The organism is Ketobacter sp. GenoA1, assembly GCF_003671475.1.
Lineage (GTDB): Bacteria > Pseudomonadota > Gammaproteobacteria > Pseudomonadales > Ketobacteraceae > Ketobacter.
Map to the genome: position 1 here is coordinate 209,804 of NZ_RCHM01000042.1, position 19,892 is coordinate 229,695.

Sequence of the window (19,892 nt, forward strand, 5' to 3'; positions counted from 1 at the left end):
ATATTATTCTCCCTCTGCTTTCGCCGCTTTGCTGAGTGCAGCCTGGCGTTGTTGCATCAGGTGCACGGGAAGTTCTTCGTATAAATAATCGAACAGGTCGGAAACCGGTTGATCCGGCAATTGCAGGTAGGCTTGTACGGCACTTTCGACTTCCTGCTTGCACCCGTCCAGCAAAGCCTGTTCCTGTTGTTCATCCCACAGAGCCTGTTCATGCAGGTAGGTGCGCAGGCGTTTAACCGGTTCCCGTAGCCAGGCGGCATTGACTTCATCATGGGCACGGTAGCGGGTGGCATCGTCGGCGGTGGTATGATCCCCTAGCCGGTAACTAACCGCTTCAATCAGAGTGGCTCCTTTGCCCTGATGGGCTTTGTTCACGGCGTGGCGCACCGCATCGAATACCGCACTTACGTCATTGCCATCCACCTGAAAGCCCTCAATGCCGGCAGCCACGGCTTTCTGCGCGATGGTTTCGGCACCGGTTTGTATGCTTCTGGGCACGGAGATGGCCCACTGATTGTTGTTCACCACCATCACCATAGGCAGCTGCCAGACACCGGCCAGATTCATGGCTTCATAAAAGTCCCCCCGTGAGGTGGCGCCTTCACCACAAGTGACCAGGGCGCAGCGTTTTTCACCGCGAATTTTTATGGCACTGGCAACGCCGGCTGCGTGCGTAACCTGCGTTGCGATGGGAACGCTGTTGGGAAAATCCTGGGCAGCGGTGCCCGTGAAGTGATTACCCCATTCATCCCCGCCCCAATATTGCAGTTGTTGTTGAAACGGAACATCACGCAGGTACTGGGTGGCCTGATCCCGATAGTAGGGTAGAAAAACATCCTGTTTGCCCAGCGCCAGTCCGATGCCGGTGCCGATGGCCTCCTGGCCCAGGCAGGAGGCATAGGTACCCATCTGCCCGGTACGCTGTAATGCCACCACCCGCTGATCAAAGGTTCGTATCATGACCATGGTGCGGTAACTCTTCAGCAAAAAATCTGCATCGAGATAGTCGGGCAGTGGCGATTCCACCGCACCGTCGGCGTTGATGAATCGATGTTGTTGATAGGGCTTGCTGGTGTACTGCATGGTTCAGGCTCCCACGGTTTCTTGGTATAGGATTTCTTCTGCGGTGAGGTCGGCAATGGTGGAGGGGGGCAGGTTTTCCACACTGGAACGGGTAAAAATATCGTATAGGGTTTCACTGATGCCCCAGGTCTTGTTGGAAATTTCCTGTTGGGTTGCACGGTGCAGGCCCATGGAAACCTGAATCAGACCACCGGCGTTGATGACGTAATCCGGGGCGTACAAAATACCGCGCTGGTGCAGTTGCTGCCCCACGTCAGGAGTGGCCAACTGATTATTGGCAGAACCGGCGATGATGTCACAATGCAGCACGTTGATGGTTTCATGGTTGATGACGCCACCCAGGCCGCACGGGGACAGAATGTGGCAGTGGGCAGAACAGAACTGATCAGGCGACATGGGTTCGGCATGGAATGCAGTTTGCGCCTGTTTCACTTTACTTTCCTGCAGGTCGGTCACCAGCAGTCGGGCGCCTTCTTCATAGAGTAAGGATGCCAGGTGAAAACCCACGTTGCCCATGCCCTGAATGGCAACAGTGAGGCCTTTCAGTTTTGAGTTGCCGTAACGCTGCAAGGCGGCGGCTTTCATGCCTGCCAGTACACCCAAGGCAGTGTTGGGTGATGGGTCCAGCCCGTCACTGTGGCTGCCGGATACGTGGGGAGTGACTTTTGCCACCTGATCCATATCGTGAATGGTGGTACCGCTGTCGATGGCGGTGATATAGCGCCCGCCCAATTCATTGACGAAACGGCCGAAGGCTTGATACAGGGCTTTGCGGTCAAAGGGTTCTGCCGGTTTCAGGATCACCGCTTTGCCGCCACCCTGGGGAACTTTGGCCAGTGCTGCTTTGTAGCTCATGCCTCGAGCCAAGCGCACCACGTCCATAATGGCGGCAGTATCGCTGTGATATTCAATGCAACGGCAACCACCCAGGGCAGGGCCCAGCTTGGTGTTGTGTATTGCGATAATGGATTTTAATCCGCTGTCCGGATCGGATTTGAAATGCAGCTCACCCAGGCGTGCCTGCTCGATGATGTCGAACATATTTGTCTCCTTCCAAACGAGAGTGGGGTAACACTCGTTGTTTTTCCGGTTGCGTGTTGCAGGCTGGATCGCAGCGCACTACACGTCATTCAGATTGGTTTCATTAAAAAATATAATGTATTAACGGCCGCTTGCCGAGGTGAAATAGTACAGGTTTTGTTACCGGGTCGTTGCGATTGACCCTAACCTGTTGAAGTCGTTGATGATTGTGTGGTGAGATAATTCAGCAGGATCCGCAGTAAACGGACCGGCGGTATGGATGGCGGTGCTGTTAATAACTGCACCCGATTATAAAGGCGTTCCATATAACCGGGTGCAAAGCATAATTCACGCTAATACTCAAAGTCGGTTTTCAGATGCAACGGCCGATAGCCCGGTATGTTGATAGCCGAGCTTGAGATTGACAACTGCTCGCCCTTGATTTCAGGTTCGCCAAAACGATAAATGGAAGCGGGGATGCTAGTCAGCGCCGCGTCATGATATTGGTGCTGGCTGCTTTGGACACTTTCGTGCTTGTTCTGATAATCGTGCCAGCGCTGATCGCCGTAGCGTTTTTTCAGGAAGCGCCCAACCCAGCTTGGTGACAGCAATGTCGCACTGGCGTTATTACCGCCAAAACCCTTGGCATTGATAAGGGCGCCGGTGAAGTGTGCGCTACCGAAATCCCGATGTTGATTGCTTAATGACAGATGGGTTTGGTGGACATCTTCGGCAAACCCGGTAACGGTGCGAATGCCGGGTACGATGCCCTGCTGAAAGACACCGAGTGCCGCGGCAATCTGATCGCCTCCGGCCACCCCAATGGAGTGCCCCAGAAAGCATTTAACCGCCGCCAGTGGCCACTGCTGAATATTGAATGCACCTGCCAGCGAATCCAGAATATGGGATTCTGTAACACGGTTTTGTGGTGTGCCGGTACCATGGGCCATGACAAAACTGTGTTGCAGGCCACCGCTGTCGGCCAGTGCCTGCTGCAAACAATCCAGAGCCCGGCCCACAGTGAGATAATTGCCGATACCCGGAGCGGATATAGATCGCTTGATGCCGTCTGCGTGGATAAACACGTCCGGTACCGCAGCATAAATGCTGGCCCCTAATTCCATTGCCAGATCATCGCTGCACAGGATCAGGAACTGTGATGACTCGCCAATGGTGAAGCCACAGTTATCGGCAAAAGGGCGGCAGGCACGACGATAATCCACGTCCCCTTCAATGCCATCCAGTTTGCGTAAACCCTCGTCTTCCGCCAAGGCACTCATGGCACGGTAGCCCTCCATTACTTCAGGAATAATGGGGGCTTCGCTGGCTCCGACCACGGCCACTTTGGCACGGCCGCTTTGAATATCCTGTACTGCCATGCGCAGGTTATACAAAAAGGTGGCACAGGCACCGGCCATGGCTCCGGTCTGGCCCACATTCCCCAATACATAGGCATTGACGAAATCCGCAGTCATATCGGCGAAACCCATGGGACACTGTTTGGAGCTGACCCGTTTGCCCTGCAGGTTGCTGCGCAGCATACCACCGGTGCCGAACTCGTCTAGCTGGCCCATGGCGGAGCTGGCATAAACACTGACCTGTTGCGGATCCAGCTTGTCCTGAATGGTTTGCCAGTCTATTCCAGTGGAGCGCAAGGCATCGGATACGGCAAAGGTTGCCAGCTGCAGGCCACGGGGGTGATTACGGGATGTATAGCTGTCACCGGGGTGAAAGCCGGTTGGGATCTGGCCTGCAGCACGAACCGGATAGGGGCGGCTGTCTTCCAACAAAATGCGGGTGGCATCTTCACAGGTTACGGTGGCTTCGTCGCCGTTGATACTGATCCGCCAATGGCTGGGAACGTCATTGGGTAAATCTTTTTTACGCAGTTTGAATGTCAGCTGGTTATCCTGAGAATTCATCTTTACCGGCTTTTGCAGGCTTACACGTTCAACATCGAAGTGATTCTTTTCAATTTTCCGGATCAGGGTACCGGCCAGTATTTCATCTTGATTCAGGGGGTGGTCACTGCCGTTGGCCATGAGTGTTGTCAGGCTCTGCAGACATTCCTGTTGCGTGCTCTGGCTCAGGCTGTCGAACACCATACGTTGGTAGCCATGGTGAAATGAAGCCCGACCGGCCGCATTGACGCCGCCAAAACCGATGATCAAGGGTAGTGCTTTCAAAGTGGGACTCCGTGATTCCTGCAAATTGGATTTAGCCTGTCCATTGTAGAGAGTGAAAAATTCCCTGCCAGACCCATTGGTCACAATGGTGGCGATAAAGTGAAACCATTTGTAAAAGTGTAAGAAGGTATGTCAGTTGGGAGGGGGAAAGGGGATAAAAGAGGGGGTAAAGAGGCGTTTTTCAAACGCCTCTTTAATGAGGTCAGATTAATTCAATGGCCATGGACGTGGCTTCACCGCCACCGATACACAAAGAGGCAACGCCGCGCTTGCCACCCCGTTGTTTCAATGCGTGAATCAAACTCAGGATAATGCGGGAGCCGGTGGAACCGATGGGGTGGCCCAGAGCGCAGGCTCCGCCATGGACATTGACTTTGTCGTGGGGAATGTTGTGTTTCTGCATGGCCAGCATGGTCACCATGGCAAAAGCCTCATTGATTTCGAACAGATCCACATCCGCCGCACTCCAACCGGTTTTGGCAAACAGCTTCTCCAGCGAGCCAACCGGAGCCAGAGTGAATTCTGAAGGATGCTGGGATTGGGTGGTATGTGCAACAATGCGGGCCAGGGGCGCCAGGCCCTTTGCACTGGCAACCGATTCGCGCATCAGCACCAGAGCCGAGGCACCGTCGGAAATGGAGCTGGCGTTGGCGGCGGTGATGGTCCCGTCCTTGCTGAAGGCTGCCCGCAGGGTGGGAATCTTCTCCAGGTTGGCGTTACCGGGTTGCTCGTCTTCCGCTACCACCATTTCCCCTTTGCGGGTGGTAATGGTGACCGGCACGATCTCATCTTGAAAAGAACCATTGGCAATGGCTTGCTGGGCCCGTTGCAGGGAGGTGATGGCGAACTCATCCATGGCTTCCCGGGACAGGCCTTCCTTGTCCGCCACTTCCTGCGCAAAGGAGCCCATCAGTCGGCCGGTTTTGGCGTCCTCCAGGCCATCCAGAAACATATGGTCCTTAATCTCGCCATGTCCCATTCGCAAGCCGCTGCGGGCTTTTTCCAGCACGTAGGGGGCGTTGGACATGCTTTCCATGCCCCCGCTGACCATGATGTCGTTGGTGCCGGCTTTGATCAGGTCATGGGCCAGCATGGTGGCTTTCATGCCGGAGCCACAAAGCTTGTTGATGGTGGTGCAGCCGGTGGCCTCCGGTAAGCCCGCGTTCAGGGCGGCCTGGCGGGCCGGCCCCTGCTTGAGGCCCGCAGGCAGTACGCATCCCATGATCACTTCCTGCACGTCCTGCGGCGCTATGCCGGCCCGTGCCACTGCTTCACGGATGCTGATGGCACCCAGCTCAGGGGCGGTGACGGAAGCAAGTGAACCCTGGAAGCCGCCCATTGGGGTGCGGGCACCGTTTACAATAACAACTGCATCTTCGCTCATGGTGTAGTCCTACATTGTTTAGTTTGGTCTGGTCGCCTGGAATGTCGGCGTAGTGGTAAAAGGAGGGCATTTTAACGATAAATGGGGGGTGGTGCGAATGATCAAATACTCCAAATGGAGTAGCATCGTGGCGATGGCGGCAACCGGGAACGCAGAATAAACAGTAGTTCAGCTGGATTTGTTGAGCAGGGAGTTGGCCGTTTTAGCGGCACGCTGGGTCGCGCTTTTCACCTGACTGCGCTGATTGCTAAGGAAAGTCAGGAAGGAATCTTCCCGAATCGGCTGGCTGTAGTAGTAGCCCTGGGCCACATCGCACTCGCACTCCTGCAGGTATTTAATCTGGTCCAGCGTTTCGGTGCCTTCTGCAATAACGGACATACCCAGGCTGTGACCCAACTGAATAATGGCGTCGACAATGGTGCCATTATCGGGATCCTCCAGCATATCCTGAACAAAGGCGCGGTCGATTTTTACTTCATCCATGGGCATTTTTTTCAGATAACTCAAAGAGGAATAACCCGTACCAAAGTCATCAATGGCCAGTTGTACCCCGGTTTCCTTCATTTGTTTCAACAGGCGAATGGCCAGGTCCACGTTTTCCATTACCGCGGTTTCTGTGATCTCCAGCATCAGGTGCTGAGGTGGAATGCCGGTTTCATTCACCAACCGCTTCACTGTCCCCACCAGATCGGACTGGTGCAATTGGATGGCGCTGACGTTGACTGAAATGGTCAGATTGTGAAAACCGGCTTCCAGCCAGCGGCGTAAAGCGTAACAGGATTGTTTCAACACCCATTCACCGATGGCGACGATGGCTCCGGTGCGTTCCGCCAGTGGAATGAATTCCACCGGCGACACCATACCCCGTTCCGGGTGATGCCAGCGTACCAGGGCTTCTGCACCGCGCACATCTCCGGTGACCAGATTGACCTGCGGCTGAAACACCAGTTGCAGCTGATTGTCTTCGGCGGCCGTTGCCAGTTGTCGTTCCAGCACTTTGGTTTCGCGGATGCGTTGATCCACGTTGGCCACGTAGAACTGATAATTGTTCCCACCCTGGGATTTCGCCAGCTGCATGACGTTCTCGGCGTTTTTTAATAATTGGTCGGCGGTGGCGGCATCGTGTGGGTAGATGGTGATGCCGATGGTGGCCGACAGGCTGATGCTGTGATTGTCCACGCGGAACGGGCGCCGCACACTGTCCAGTACTTTCTGGGCGATATCCGCGGCTTCGTAGTGATTTTCCAGGTTCGGCAACACCATGGCGAACACATCACCGCCCACCCGGGCTATGGTGTGGGTGGGGTCAAGATCGGCACGGAACCGGTCCGCCAGGGTCAGCAGCAGTTTATCGCCAGCGTGGTAGGAGTGCAGGAGGTTCACTGATTTGAAATCATCCAGGGCACAGTACAGTACTGCGAACATGTCGTTTTGATGATTGGCATCCTGTATGGATTGCTCGATGCGACGCAATAACATGTTGCGATTGGGCAGCTCGGTGAGCATGTCGTAATTACTTAAACGCTCCACATGGGCCTCAGCAACACGGCGCTTGCTGTTGTACTTTTCAATGGCCTTGAACAGGTCGTTGATTTTCTGCACCCAGGCACCCAGCTCATCATCTTCGTGTCCGCGGGGCGCATCCAATTGATTCTGGGCTGGGCGCATGGGGTCGATTTCTTCCAGTGAGCTCAACAGGGAGGTCATCGGCCGGGCGATCAGACCCTGAAAAATAAGATACAGTACAGAACCGAAAATGATGGCCTGGGCCAGGCCGGAGATGATGATGGTTTTGCTGCGCTCAATGAACTCATTGGCTGCATTGGACGGATCCAGGCTGACTTCAAGGTTACCGAACAACTGAACCTCACCCTGTGCGCCTGTACCCGGAGCAATGCCGCGTAACTCCAGTGTATAACTGAGTTCCTGGCCGAAGATAGATGAAATCAGGGAACGGTAAGGGATAATGTTCTTATTGCGGAACTCAGACGCCAGCGGTGGTTTCTCGGGAATGGAGACCGCAGCGTAGAACACAGCATTATTGCGGAACAGCCCCTGTACCACTTGTTCGGCCAGGATTGGGTCGCGATTGTAGGCCGCCTGGGTGGCCGGTTCTTTCATCATGGCCAGTATCTGTTGCGCCTCTGATTCCAGGCTTTTGCGCGCCTGCCGTGCATCCAGCATGATTTGTACGATACTGAGAAGAAGGCCCATCAACAGGGCAGTACCCATGACGGCGAAAAAGAGCTTGTTGGAAAGGCGGCTATTCAATTTACCCTGCATGGATCACTTCCAAGTCGAGTGGCCGTTTATTATTCTAGAGTTATTAGGAAGAGTATTAATTATAACCAGTTAGAAAGTCAAAGGTTTGCACCGGCTTTTTAGCGTTATTTTAAGAGGCACGCCCAATTTGAGGCCTATTCTATACATCGTGTTTGCTGTGGTGCTTTTTCTGTCCGGTGCCTTTGTTACGGCCGAAACAGACGATTTATCCACCATCGGCAATGTCTCTGAAGCAAGTGAGGAAACCCAGACACCGGCGGCTGTGAGCCAGCCCCCGGTTTCCTCGCGCGTGGCCCGCCGGGAGTTGCAGGCGTTGATGGACGAGGGGTTGAAAATGTTGGCTTCAGAGCTGGTGGAAAACGGCACGTTCTACCCATTCGTTGCCATGATGGGCCATGACAACGAAGTGCGTCTGATCGGAACGCCGGTTTCCCTGCGTATTGATAATCCGGACCGTGCCATGGCGGCACTGGTGGAAAAAACCGAAAAGCTGGCAGAGGAACGGCGCATACGGGCCGCTGCTTTTTTTATGGATTATGTAGCGACCCGGGCGGACACTGGTTTTTCCCAGCCGGGGATTCGGGTAGAGTTGAACCACATTCACCCGGATGCGTTGTCTGTATTCATTCCCTACAGCATTACGCAGGATAAAAAACTGCGGTTGTTAACACCGCAATACAGACCGGGTAAAAACCTAGTGTTTGGCGCCAAGCCCTGAAACCACAAGAAACCAATAGATGAAAAGAAACGCCCTGGATTCCCCCCGGGATCTGTTACGGAAGAGTCTGTTCGCCGGTTTGCGGCTGGTGGGACATCGGCCGGGAAAAGTCATTCGCAATCTGCACTACGGCCGTGAGCCCGGCCAGGCGCTGGATATTTATCTCCCCCGGGAAGGGTATCGGGGGACACAAATGATTTTTCTCCATGGCGGCGGTTGGCACTCCGGCAGTAAAGAGGAATACGGTTATCTGGGGGCGGCCATGGCGGCATATGGTGTTGCCTGTGCGGTGGTGGGGTATCGTTTGTACCCGCAGGTGCGCTATCCGTTGTTCATTGAGGATGTGGCCCATGGTATTTCCTGGTTACGGCGCGACGGTCTGCGTTACGGCTTTGCGGATGCACCCTTTTTTCTGATGGGACATTCTGCCGGTGCGCACATTGCGTGCATGGTGGCCATGGATGAGACCTATCGTGAATTGGCCCATCTCCATGCCGGCAGTATCGCTGGTATTATCGGTTTGTCCGGTGTCTATCGTTTCCGACCGGAGACGTCTCCGGTGTACAGTGATATTTTTTCTGCGGCGCAGGCGGATTACGAGGTGGTGAAACCCATCAATTATGTGGGGGAGGATAAAGTGCCCATCTTGATGCTGCACGGGGATCAGGATGCCGTGATTGGCATAGGCAATGCCCGGCAAATGTTGCAGGCGGCCAGGGCAGCCGGCCAGCGCGCCCAATTGCATGCCCAGCAGGGCTATGGCCACGTGCGGCCCGTTTTCGATTTTTTGCCGTTTATGCCCAATCATCAGAGAACCATGGCGGCTTTGCTCTCGTTCATGTCAGGTGCGCAGCGATGAAAGTGCTGGTTACCGGTGCAACGGGCTTTATCGGCGAGCAGTATGTGCAGCACCTTACGGCAAACCGGCCGGATGTAAAGGTGTTCTTTTGCGGGCGAAACCTGGAACGGGGTAGTCGCCTGGCGGCAGCAACCGGGGCGCATTATTTTCGTGGTGATCTGCAGGATGAACCCTATGTAAAATTAATCTGCAAGGATATGGATGTCATTGTACATTGCGCCGGAAAAACCGGATTGTGGGGAGACTACCTGGATTACTATCATGCCAACGTGGTGACCACCGAGAACCTGCTGGCGGCCGCACCCCACACGGGAGTACAACGGTTTGTCAATCTGGGCACCCCCAGTGTGTACTTTGATTTCAATGACCACCTGAATGTGACTGAAGAGTTTTTGCCTGCACGGTTCGCAGATCACTACGCCCGTACTAAATATCAAGCGGAAACCCGGGTATTGCGTGCCCACAGCGAACAGCTGAAAACTCTGTCGTTGCGGCCCCGTTTGGTGGTGGGCCAGGGTGATCAATCCATTTTTCCGCGCCTCATTCAAAGCCACCAGCTTGGCCGCTTACTGCAGGTCGGAGAGGGCAGGAACATCGTCAGTATGACCAGCATCAGTAATATGATGCTCGGTCTTGATTGCGCCGTGTTCGGCCCCGATGAAGTCTGTGGTGATATCTATAATCTGGCCGATCCGCAACCGGTCAACCTGTGGCAGGTGATCAATCAGCTGATGCCGTTGCTGGGATTGCCGCAGGTAACGCGCAAAGTGTCCTACGGTGTGGCCTACTCCCTGGCGGCGTTGGTGGAAACAGTGCATCGCTTGCGACGAAAATCCAGCGAGCCTGATCTGTTGCGCTATAAAGTGGCCGTGATGGGAAATTCCTTTACCCTGAATATTGAGCGCGCGAAGAGAAAACTGGGGTATGATCCGTTATTATCCATAGACGACACGCTGCACGACTTTGCACAATGGTGGAAGCAACAAAACGGCTGAGTCGTCTGCAGCGGTTTTGGTATAATCGACCCATTTGAAGACCACTGGACAACAACATGACTAATGACACGCTCGGCGATCTGAGCATGAAGCCAACCCGCGATGAGTTGGCGCAACGGCAAACCAGTCGCGGTAAACCGCCCAAAAATACACAGAAGCCCTCCCGGGTGCCACCGCCCCCATCCGGCGCCGGTCAGGCCGGATTATGGTCGGTGTTGATTGTGCTGATGGTCTGCAGCGCAGGGGGAGGCTGGTACCTTTGGGACAAAATCGAGCGCCTGCAATCCAGCCTGACACGCTCCACCGCCAGCCTGACGTCGGCGGAAAAGGCGTTGTCGGATCTGCAGATGCGGCTGGAAAATCGCGATAATACCCTCAGCAAGTCCGGTGATCAGATGATTGAAGACATCAAATTACTGGACAGCGAAGTGCGTAAGCTGTGGGATCTTGCCAACAAGCGCAATCGACCGGATATTGCCGAACTGAGCAAACAGGTTAAATCCCTGCAGAGTGACCTGAAAGCCAGCAAGGGCACACTCAGTGGTATGAGTAAAGAGGTGAAAGCGTCGGCGGCGCAGATTTCAGCGCTGAAAAAACAGATCAACGAAATGCAGGAAAGCAACGCCACCCTGGCGAAATCCACCGATACCCTGAAGAAAGAGCTGCAGCAAATGAAAGCAGTGTTGGGCAGTGCCGCGGATTTTGATGACCGCATCACCAGTCTGGAAGTAGCGATCAAGGCCATTGATGCCCATCGCAGTCAGGTGAACGGGCGACTTGAAAAACTGGATAAAGAAGTGGGGTCACTGCTGCGAGCTGCGCCAGGGGCTTGATTGCCCAAACTGTGATCAAAATCACAGAGAATGCGCGCTCCTAATTAGGTTAAGCTTTCCCTCGGGTCATTACTGTCTATAGTGAAGAGTAGTTGTATTGATCCGGTGGGAGCCCTTAATTCATGTCCGAATCCGTCGAAAATCAGATGGACGCAGAATCTGAAACCCAGACCCGCATTCTGCTTATTGATGATTCCAAAGTCATGCGCAAATCCGCCGTGAAAATGCTGGGTGGAGAGTTTGACGTGGTGGTGGCGGAGGATGGCCAGCAGGGGCTGGATATGATCAATGATGACGCCTCTATCCAGGTGGTCTTCACGGATCTGAATATGCCGAAAATGAACGGCTACCAGTTGCTGGAAGCGGTGCGCACCTCAGCCGACGAAGGCATTCGGAATTTGCCGGTGATTGTAGTAACCGGTGCCGAAAACGACGATGAAGCCAAGGAGAAGGCTTTACAGCAGGGCGCTACGGATTTCATCACCAAGCCCTTCAATTCCACCGATTTAAAAGCCCGTGCCCATGCTCACGCCACCTACCAGCGCAATACCCGAACCCTGCAGGAGGTGGCCAGTGTTGATGCGCTCACCGGGCTCAGCAACGAGCGCAGTTTCAAACAGCATCTGGAAAAAGATCTATCGTTTGTGGCCCGCCACAACCACGATATCGCCATCCTGTTGCTGGAGGTGGATAGCTTTAACGACCTGTTCCTGAAAATCGGGCGCAAAGGCGCCGACAGTCTGATTCAGCAGATTTCCAGAGTACTGCTGAAAAACGTGCGCAAGGAAGATGGCCTGGGCCGGATCGGGTTGGCACGTTTCGCCGTATCACTGCCCACGGCGGGCCCTGACGGCGCGACCAGGCTGGCGGAACGTATCTGTCAGACTGTGTCCGGGTTTAAAGCCAAATTAAGGGGCGAGACACTGGAAATCAGTATATCCATCGGGCTGTACGTGCCCGCCGACAAAGGGTCGGATCTGTTTCAGCAATGTATGTTGAAAACGGAGGAGGCGTTGCAGCTGGCGGCAAACGCTGGAGGCAACAGGGTGCACGCCCTGATCGAATCGTCTGACTCACAACAGGTCAGCGGTCTGCAGGATGTTACCGATTTCTCCCTGGATGGCTTGTTGGCTACTTTAAGTGAAGAGGGCGCTGCCGCGGTGGAGGACCAGATCCCGTTGGCCATGCAGCGTTTGTTGCCGTTATGGCAGGCCATGACGGCAGAGCAGCGAAGTGCTTTATTGTCCCAGATTGAGAGCGCCTAGTGCCCATATCCGGGCCCGGTAAAAGCATTTTACATCCGCATAAAACTTGGTAGAATGCGCGCCTCTCACATCATGCGCTAGTGGTGGAATTGGTAGACACGCCAGATTTAGGTTCTGGTGCCGAGAGGCGTGGGGGTTCAAGTCCCTCCTGGCGCACCATATATCCATATATATAGTTCTTAATATACAGCCCTTCTGTTTTTAATCCTGCTTAAGCGACTGCACTTCAGAGTTGACCTTCCTGTGATCACTGAATTGACTTCTGAGCCAGCTTTGCAATCAAAAAAGTCACTGACAGCACGGCAATCCCAGGTACACTGCGCGGCGTCCAGTCAGGAGGCCACCATGTTAAAGCGTATTCATCCCCGCCGTGTGAAAACTCTGTTGTCCAATGCCGGCGACAGAGTGTTGCGCCCACATACTCTGATTACCGCAGGCAAGACACCCTATGACGTGGTGAAAGATGATGGCCTGGTGCGGTTACGGCACTATCGTAATGCCGGGCAGGGTGCTCCCAGGTACGCGACACCTTTGGTCATAGTGCCGCCGTTGGCCATCAACATGCTGATCTATGACTGGTTTCCGCAACGCAGCTTCGTTAAATATTTTTTGCAACAGGGCTTTGATGTCTATTTGATTGATTGGGGCAGCCCTACCCGCAAGCACGCCGGGTATACCCTGGCCACCTATGTCACCAAGCTGTTGCCGGAGTTTCTGCAGGCGGTGCGCGATCACAGTGGCAAACAGTCCCTGTCGCTTCATGGCTGGAGTATGGGCGGTGGCTTCGCCCTGTGTTACCAGGCCTACACCCGGGATCCTGATATTCGCAACATTGTGACGGTGGGCACGGCGCTGGATGGCCATGCCAATGGCCAGATCGGTCGCCAGTACGCGGCGTTGAACCGGGCCTTAAAAGCCGTTGGTATCAATTTCCGCCGGGTGCCGTCCAGCGCTGCCTATGCGCCGGCCTGGATCAACGCCATCGGCTTTAAACTGTCCGATCCCGTCAGCAGTGTGCAGGGCTATGTGGATTTGATCCGCAATCTGGATGATCGTGAGTTTATGATTCAGCACGCCAACCAGAGTGCTTTTATGGATAACCTGGAGGCGTATCCGGGAGGGGTGATCCGTGACTGGATGTACAGTGTCTGGCTGGAGAACGAGGCATCCCGCGGCTATTTCACCCTGGGCCACAGAACGATCTATCTGCGTGATGTTTCCGCCAATCTGCTGGCACTGGCCGGCAGCAACGACAAGCTGGCGAACGAGCACTGCTGTGAACCCATCATGAGGCTGGTGGGCAGTGAGGATAAAACCTTTTTACGCTGCCCGGGTGGGCACACCGGCATCCTCAGTGGCAGCAGGGCACCGGAGCTGGCCTGGCCGGCCACAGCAGAATGGCTATCAACGCGATCGGGTGGGTAGCGCGGATAGCCCTAGGTAGAGTAGGTTATAAATTGTGCTTGTTTGCCGGTAAAGCTTGGGATATGGTTAGAAAGTAACCGTTACTGTTGCTGCTGTATTATTGAGCATCAATAACACTAAATAATGTTACATAAACCATGTTAAAATCCCTGTACCTCGAAATTGTTTTATATTACATTGAGTGGTGTAACATAAAACAATGACACAGAGGGAAAACCATGACCGCAGCGATTCTTCCTGTACGCCGCAATCTGCAGTTTTATTTGCCCAAAGATAAAATCGATAATTGGAACGGTGGCGGTGCCCACTGGACCCAGTTTATGAATACCCTCTCGATATTCTTTCCTGCAGGCGAGCGCTTTTTCATCCAGAGCATTCGTAACTATCGCAAAGACGTAGTGGATAAGGAACTTAAGAAAGCGGTTTCAGCTTTCATTGGCCAGGAAGCCTTCCATACCCGTGAGCATGAAGAGTACAACGAAGCCATGGTGGAAGCAGGCATCCCCATCGACAAGATGGAAGCCAACGTCGAAAAACTGCTGGCATTTGTCCAGAAAACCCTGCCGCGCCCGGTGCAGTTGGCGGTGACCGTGTCACTGGAACACTTGACGGCCATGTTGGCGGACATTGTGATGGAAGATGATCGTTTCATCAAAAACTCCGATCCCCACTATGAAGCACTGTGGAAATGGCATGCCATGGAAGAGACCGAGCACAAAGGTGTTGCTTACGATGTGTATGAAGAGGTGATCGGCAAAGGCCCGGCTGCCTATGCACTGCGTACCGTTACGTTTGTACTGGCTAACGTTATTTTCTGGAGCCTGTTCTACCGCTATTACTACAAAGTCATGAAGAGCCGTGGTGAGCATCGCAACCTGGCAGGCTGGAGCAAGTCATTCCGTTATCAGTTCGGCAAGAATGGGGTGTTCCCATCCCTGATCGGTGACTGGTTGAGCTTTTTCAAACCAGGCTTTCACCCCTGGGATATCGATAACAGTCACCTGCTGGATGAAGCGGAAGAGTTAATGCAGTTGGTGGACGGGTTTGCTGCGCAGGCCAATCTGGTGCCGGAAGCGAATTCCGCTGCAGCGTAATCAATGCGGTTCCCGCAATAAAAAAGCTCCCCACTGGGAGCTTTTTTATTGGGTGTCCTTTTCCCGCGCCATACGCTCAATGATGCGTTCGAGCCGATCTGAAAGCAGGCGGCTGGCGGCGTTTTCCATGGCGCGGGCCAGTTCAGCGTGTACCGCCATCTCTGCCAGCGGGCGTAAGCGCCAAACCAGGTCCGCCAGCTTGGGAAACTCTTCCTTGGGAGGCAGCTCTTCGGTTTCATAGTTTGACAGAACGTGATCCCCCACCAGACGTACCAGCTCGTTGGCCACCCGCTCCACGTTACCGCGCAGCATGCGCACGATATCCAGCAGTTCCTCCAGGGGAATGCCGGTGGCCACCAGCTCAGCACCGGCCCGCAATGTACGCATGCTGCGTACCTGCACCATGGTGCCTTCCGGGCGCATCAAGTCCAGGTCAGCAGCCCGGGCCAGGGCCTCCGGAGTCAGATAGGCGCCGTACATCTTCACCAGCTCGGTCATGGGAACCAGTTGTGGCTCCTCATCCGTCCAGGGGCTGGTCAGCGCCGATTCCAACCCCATCAGATGGCGTAAATCGATACCGTTCTCCAGGGCATCGATCAGGTCTTTGATGCTGTTGAGAGAGTAGCCACGATCCAGCAGTCCGGAGATGACCCGTAATCGAGCCAGGTGACTGTTGAAATAATAGCCCTTACGGCCCCGCAACTCGGGAGGTGGGAGCAGCCCACGATCCTGATAGGCGCGGATATTCCGCACCGTGGTTTCGGAAGCCCGAGCCAGTTCATCAATGGTAAATTCCTTGCCCTGAGGCAGCTCCGTGGTTTTCTTGCTGGGAGCTGCCAGGCCGGGCAGGTGTTGCGCGATGTAGTTAAGGGTTTTGTGTGGCAGTTTCATTCTTATCCTGGTGCCAGCCGTTGACGAATGTGTGCGGGATTATGCCACAGTTTCGTCACGGCTTCAGGGCATGCCTTTTCAGGCCATTCTTCAGGCCATATCAGTCAGGCCATATCAGTCAGGCCATAGCGGCAAATGGCTTACAGCGTGATGACGTTGCCGTTATCGCCCGATTCAAGGGTGATGTTTGCAGTGCCTTCCGGTGGAAACACCAGATCATCGTCACCACTTTCTGGATCGTCATCAAGGCTGTCGCAGGTAAACGCCAGGGTGTAGGCGCCGGGGTCCAGCGGCCCCAGATAGAACGATTGCTGTGGATCATCGCTCACATAAACCGACAGAATGGGCTCGACTTCGCTGCCCAGGTCGTCCGGGGTGACGTTCATCCCGCTGAATACATAGATGCTGGGGACTTCTTCCGGCCCACAGCTGTTAAACAGAGGGTCGTCGTTTACGGTTCCGGTGGCATAGGCGTACACATCATCCCGCTTGATGTGCAGTACCGGTTTCAGCATGTATTCGCTACCACTACTGGCATTGCGCTCGACGATGGATTTGCGCAGATCCCAATCGATGATGTAGGCCACCGATTCATCGGCATTGACACTGAAGCTGCCACTGGTTTTCAGCTCATTTTTGTTGGCGGGCAGCTGCAAAGGGGACTCTGTATCATCATCCCAGACAATTTTGCTGGTGCCGTCCACCAAGCCAAAACGCACCCACTGGTAGCTGCCTGCGGTGACGGTTTCGTTGTTGAACAGCTGGCTCAGTTGGCCGCCGCTCAATGCCAGCAAATCAACCGTCAGGGTGCCGTCCGTGGCCACGCCCGGGCCCGTAAGGGTGATGGTCTTTTCTTCGTCGCCAGAGCGTTTCAGCATGACTTCTTCAATGGTGATCCACACTTCTTTCGCGCCATCCACGGGGGCATCCGTGATGCTCAGTGACAGTTTGCCTTCACCGCTGGATCCGTTGGCGGAACGATCGCTGCTGCTGCCGCCACAGGCACTCAATGCCAGGGCGGTGATGACGCTGATGAATATTTTGGTTCGATGTTTCATGGTTAACTCCTGTTTTCTTGCGTTACCTGAACGTTTTGGCTGTACCACTATGATGTGGAGCTGGCCAGGCGTTTGTCGTTGATGCGCACCACGTTTCGTTCCATTTTAATGGTGCTGACGGTTACTTGTTGGCCGCTGAAGGCGGCGACACCGGTGACCGCGTCAATGCTGTAATCATCGGTGATGTCGTTGAGGCTGACGCCTGCGTGTTGGCCGGCGATCGTCAGTTGGCTGCCGGGCCGGTTGTGGCCCCAGCCGTGGGGAATGCTGATGACCCCGGGCATGATATCTGCGGTGAGCTGTGCCGGTAGTTCAATTTCACCCACCCGGCTGCTGACGGTGATGGTGTCGCCCTGCGCAATGCCCAGGCGTTTGGCATCCTCTGTGTTGATCAGGGCCGTGCAGCGGTTTTTGCCTTTCACCAGTCTATGGCTGTTGTGCATCCAGGAATTATTGCTGCGCACATCCCGTCGCCCGATCAGGGCAAAGGAATCCGGGGCCGGTTTGCCCTTTTTCTCCAGTCTTTGTTGCAGCCGAGCAATGTCTTTCATGAACAGCTTGGGCACCAGGTTGATGGATTTTCCCTGGGTGCAGAGCCGGTCGGGGAGGCAGGGCTGCAGCGGCCCCAGGTCGATACCGCTGGGGTGTTTTTTCAATTTTTTCAGGCACAGGCCCGCTTGCGCTCCCTGCCGGGTATGCCGGCTGTAGGGGCTCACATCCAGGAGGCGGCTGGCGCGGCTGGAGGGAAAGCGCCGGTAGACAAATTCGGTCACCTTTGATTGCATGTCGGTGAGTGTTTGCGGTTGCCGACCGTAGGGGCCCGCTTTTAATGCGATATCCAGCAACCCTTCATCCTTCAGTTTCCTGATGGCCAGATATTGCGCTTCACTGGCAGCCCATTTCAGTGGTGAATGGGATTGCAGGCGGCGCGTCAGTTCGTTAAGAATCTCCCAGTCATGGCGGGTGTCGGGCAGTGGCTTGTAGAGTGGCGGGGAATACTTGGCAGTATTGCGCACCGTCAACATATTCAGCACCACATCATAGTGGCCGTGTTCCAGTGGCCCTGTGGGAGGCAAGATGATGTCCGCATGGCTTGTGGTTTCATTCAGGTAAAAATCGATGGAGACCATGAAATCCAGCTGCTGCAGTGCTTTGCTCACCTTGTTGCCGTTGGGCAGGGACAATACCGGGTTGCCTGCTGCTGTCACCAGCGCCCGTATCTGGCCCTTGCCGGAGGTGAGGATTTCATCGGCCAGAGTGGTGGCGGGGAATTCGCCGCCGAATTCAGGGTATTTGCGTACCCGGCTTTTACGCGAATTGAAACTGCCGGTTTGCCCGGCAACGTCTGCCAGCCCCGGCAGATCCACGGCGGGACGGGTAAACATCACGCCGCCGGGCTCATCCAGGTTGCCGGTCAGCGTGTTGAACAGGGTAATCAACCAATTGGTGAGGGTGCCGAACTCCTGGGTGGACGCGCCCATTCGACCGTAAAAACAGGCACTGGGGGATTTGGCGAAGTGGATTGCCAATTGGCGGATGTCCTTCGCCTTGATGCCGGTGATGCGGGCAACTTTTTGTGGCGTAAATCCAACCACCATGTTTTTGACGATGTTCAGGCCCTGCACATGATTGGTGAGGCGGCCGGTGTCCACCAGGTCCTGGCGGAACAGGGTATGCAGCATGGCCATCACCAGTAACGCGTCTGTTCCGGGGCGAATAAAGTGGTGTTGGTCGGCGATCGCTGCCGTTTCCGTGCGTCTTGGGTCAATGACGATCAGCTTTCCGCCCCGTTCCTGCAGGGCGCGTATCCGCTCCTTAAAGCCCGGAGCCGTCATCAGGCTGCCATTGCTGGCCATGGGATTGGCACCCAGGCAGACCATCATATCCGTGCGATCAATGTCGGGTACCGGCAGCAACAGCTGATTACCGAACATCTTCATGGCCACCAGCATGGGGGCCAACTGATCCACGGAAGTGGCGCTGAAACGGTTGGCCGTACCCAGGGCCGACAGGAACGGCATTAACGTCAGCATGCTGCCCATGTTATGAATGGTGGGATTGCCCAGGTAGAGGCCAACGGCGTTGTTACCGTGTTTGGCCTGGGTATTGCGCAGGCGCGAGGCCACTTCATTGAAGGCGTTCTCCCAACTGATTTGCTCCCAGCCGTCCGGTGTTTTCAGCATGGGGTATTTCAGTCGATCCGGATCCTCGTGCAGGTCCTGCAGTGCCACCGCCTTGGGGCAAATGTGGCCCTTGCTGAGAGGGTCTCTGGGGTCACCCTTGATGGCCAGTATCTGTCCGCGGTCGTGGCTGATTTCAATGCCGCACATGGCTTCGCAGAGATTACAGGTTCGCAGGTGTTTTTGCGGTTGGGGCATGAACAGTCCTTTTTCTCTCAGATGCGGCGGCAATATGGGCAATGTTACCTTTGGCTAAAGGAGCAGAAAAGGAATAGATCATCAAAATGTCGACTTTTCGCTGTTGCGTTGCTTCGGGCCTGCAGGGTGGCGCCCAGGGTGCATGGGTTCGACTGAATTGTCGACAAAATAACTTAGCCGCAGCCTGGAAAAGGGATATTGCTGCCGGCTTGATGATACTGTAACTTAAACTAAGTTTGTTAGTTTTAACTAAAATGGTATGCAGCTCAGGCTGTTAAATGTAAGTGTCTGCTAACCCGTTTGTCGGGCGAAAATTAGTGTCCAATTTATCGGATTCAGCCCTTGCTTATGAGAGTTTTTGCAGTCTATTATCAGGGTCTCGACTGCCCGATCGCATGAATTGTTCTGCCTTCCGAATTA

At 54.7% G+C, this 19,892-nt stretch carries 15 protein-coding genes and 1 tRNA gene; 8 read left to right on the forward strand and 8 right to left on the reverse strand.

What is annotated here, in order from left to right; genetic code table 11:
- Window positions 1–3: 3 nt before the first annotated feature.
- The 5 genes from pdhA to D9N13_RS15060 form a co-directional block, all read right to left on the reverse strand.
- Window positions 4–1,083, reverse strand: coding sequence for a pyruvate dehydrogenase (acetyl-transferring) E1 component subunit alpha (pdhA, locus tag D9N13_RS15040; protein ID WP_290591776.1), 1,080 nt, complete (start codon window positions 1,081–1,083; stop codon window positions 4–6).
- Between the two features lie 3 nt (window positions 1,084–1,086).
- Entirely contained in the window at window positions 1,087–2,124 is a 1,038-nt protein-coding gene (locus D9N13_RS15045; RefSeq protein ID WP_290591779.1) for a Glu/Leu/Phe/Val dehydrogenase family protein, read from the reverse strand.
- A gap of 332 nt (window positions 2,125–2,456) precedes the next feature.
- Window positions 2,457–4,289, reverse strand: a complete 1,833-nt coding sequence (locus tag D9N13_RS15050) for a beta-ketoacyl synthase (protein WP_290591780.1) — start codon at window positions 4,287–4,289, stop codon at window positions 2,457–2,459.
- 202 nt (window positions 4,290–4,491) lie between these two features.
- Entirely contained in the window at window positions 4,492–5,673 is a 1,182-nt protein-coding gene (locus tag D9N13_RS15055) for an acetyl-CoA C-acyltransferase (RefSeq protein WP_290591782.1), read from the reverse strand.
- A 168-nt stretch (window positions 5,674–5,841) separates the two neighbouring features.
- Entirely contained in the window at window positions 5,842–7,956 is a 2,115-nt protein-coding gene (locus D9N13_RS15060; protein ID WP_290591784.1) for a putative bifunctional diguanylate cyclase/phosphodiesterase, read from the reverse strand.
- A 127-nt stretch (window positions 7,957–8,083) separates the two neighbouring features.
- Between D9N13_RS15060 and D9N13_RS15065 the strand changes: the two genes are divergently transcribed.
- From D9N13_RS15065 to D9N13_RS15100, 8 genes are all read left to right on the forward strand, one after another.
- Window positions 8,084–8,674 carry a hypothetical protein gene (locus D9N13_RS15065; protein ID WP_290591786.1) on the forward strand — a complete coding sequence of 197 codons (591 nt, stop codon included), beginning with the start codon at window positions 8,084–8,086 and terminating at the stop codon, window positions 8,672–8,674.
- Window positions 8,675–8,693: 19 nt separating this feature from the next.
- Window positions 8,694–9,533: an alpha/beta hydrolase gene (locus D9N13_RS15070; RefSeq protein WP_290591788.1), complete on the forward strand. Its 840-nt coding sequence runs from the start codon at window positions 8,694–8,696 to the stop codon at window positions 9,531–9,533.
- The gene (locus D9N13_RS15075) at window positions 9,530–10,528 is read left to right on the forward strand and encodes an NAD-dependent epimerase/dehydratase family protein (RefSeq protein ID WP_290591790.1); all 999 of its coding nucleotides are present in this window, start codon (window positions 9,530–9,532) and stop codon (window positions 10,526–10,528) included. Before D9N13_RS15070 ends, D9N13_RS15075 begins: the two co-directional genes overlap by 4 nt.
- A gap of 56 nt (window positions 10,529–10,584) precedes the next feature.
- On the forward strand, window positions 10,585–11,361 hold the full coding sequence (locus D9N13_RS15080; RefSeq protein ID WP_290591792.1) for a hypothetical protein: 777 nt from the start codon (window positions 10,585–10,587) through the stop codon (window positions 11,359–11,361).
- Between the two features lie 122 nt (window positions 11,362–11,483).
- Window positions 11,484–12,626, forward strand: a complete 1,143-nt coding sequence (locus D9N13_RS15085) for a diguanylate cyclase domain-containing protein (RefSeq protein ID WP_290591794.1) — start codon at window positions 11,484–11,486, stop codon at window positions 12,624–12,626.
- Between the two features lie 74 nt (window positions 12,627–12,700).
- Window positions 12,701–12,785: transfer RNA gene (locus D9N13_RS15090), tRNA-Leu, on the forward strand.
- Between the two features lie 186 nt (window positions 12,786–12,971).
- Window positions 12,972–14,051, forward strand: a complete 1,080-nt coding sequence (locus D9N13_RS15095) for an alpha/beta fold hydrolase (RefSeq protein WP_290591795.1) — start codon at window positions 12,972–12,974, stop codon at window positions 14,049–14,051.
- Window positions 14,052–14,269: 218 nt separating this feature from the next.
- Window positions 14,270–15,145, forward strand: coding sequence for a metal-dependent hydrolase (locus tag D9N13_RS15100; RefSeq protein WP_290591796.1), 876 nt, complete (start codon window positions 14,270–14,272; stop codon window positions 15,143–15,145).
- Window positions 15,146–15,190: 45 nt separating this feature from the next.
- Here D9N13_RS15100 and D9N13_RS15105 read toward each other — a convergent pair whose 3' ends face one another.
- The 3 genes from D9N13_RS15105 to D9N13_RS15115 all read right to left on the reverse strand — a co-directional run bounded on the left by D9N13_RS15105 (window position 15,191) and on the right by D9N13_RS15115 (window position 19,472).
- Complete coding sequence (locus D9N13_RS15105) at window positions 15,191–16,036, reverse strand: MerR family transcriptional regulator (protein ID WP_290591797.1); 846 nt, start codon at window positions 16,034–16,036, stop codon at window positions 15,191–15,193.
- Window positions 16,037–16,176: 140 nt separating this feature from the next.
- Window positions 16,177–17,094 carry a DUF4382 domain-containing protein gene (locus D9N13_RS15110; protein ID WP_290591798.1) on the reverse strand — a complete coding sequence of 306 codons (918 nt, stop codon included), beginning with the start codon at window positions 17,092–17,094 and terminating at the stop codon, window positions 16,177–16,179.
- Window positions 17,095–17,141: 47 nt separating this feature from the next.
- Window positions 17,142–19,472, reverse strand: coding sequence for a molybdopterin-dependent oxidoreductase (locus D9N13_RS15115; RefSeq protein WP_290591800.1), 2,331 nt, complete (start codon window positions 19,470–19,472; stop codon window positions 17,142–17,144).
- Window positions 19,473–19,892 lie beyond the last annotated feature (420 nt).

Bases quoted from the DNA above. Each gene is read 5' to 3' on its own strand.
- D9N13_RS15075 (WP_290591790.1), top strand. From the start codon at position 9,530: ATGAAAGTGCTGGTTACCGGTGCAACGGGCTTTATCGGCGAGCAGTAT.
- D9N13_RS15085 (WP_290591794.1), top strand. From the start codon at position 11,484: ATGTCCGAATCCGTCGAAAATCAGATGGACGCAGAATCTGAAACCCAG.
- D9N13_RS15080 (WP_290591792.1), top strand. From the start codon at position 10,585: ATGACTAATGACACGCTCGGCGATCTGAGCATGAAGCCAACCCGCGAT.
- D9N13_RS15105 (WP_290591797.1), bottom strand. From the start codon at position 16,036: ATGAAACTGCCACACAAAACCCTTAACTACATCGCGCAACACCTGCCC.
- D9N13_RS15115 (WP_290591800.1), bottom strand. From the start codon at position 19,472: ATGCCCCAACCGCAAAAACACCTGCGAACCTGTAATCTCTGCGAAGCC.
- D9N13_RS15110 (WP_290591798.1), bottom strand. From the start codon at position 17,094: ATGAAACATCGAACCAAAATATTCATCAGCGTCATCACCGCCCTGGCA.
- D9N13_RS15095 (WP_290591795.1), top strand. From the start codon at position 12,972: ATGTTAAAGCGTATTCATCCCCGCCGTGTGAAAACTCTGTTGTCCAAT.
- D9N13_RS15045 (WP_290591779.1), bottom strand. From the start codon at position 2,124: ATGTTCGACATCATCGAGCAGGCACGCCTGGGTGAGCTGCATTTCAAA.
- pdhA (WP_290591776.1), bottom strand. From the start codon at position 1,083: ATGCAGTACACCAGCAAGCCCTATCAACAACATCGATTCATCAACGCC.
- D9N13_RS15070 (WP_290591788.1), top strand. From the start codon at position 8,694: ATGAAAAGAAACGCCCTGGATTCCCCCCGGGATCTGTTACGGAAGAGT.
- D9N13_RS15055 (WP_290591782.1), bottom strand. From the start codon at position 5,673: ATGAGCGAAGATGCAGTTGTTATTGTAAACGGTGCCCGCACCCCAATG.
- D9N13_RS15060 (WP_290591784.1), bottom strand. From the start codon at position 7,956: ATGCAGGGTAAATTGAATAGCCGCCTTTCCAACAAGCTCTTTTTCGCC.
- D9N13_RS15100 (WP_290591796.1), top strand. From the start codon at position 14,270: ATGACCGCAGCGATTCTTCCTGTACGCCGCAATCTGCAGTTTTATTTG.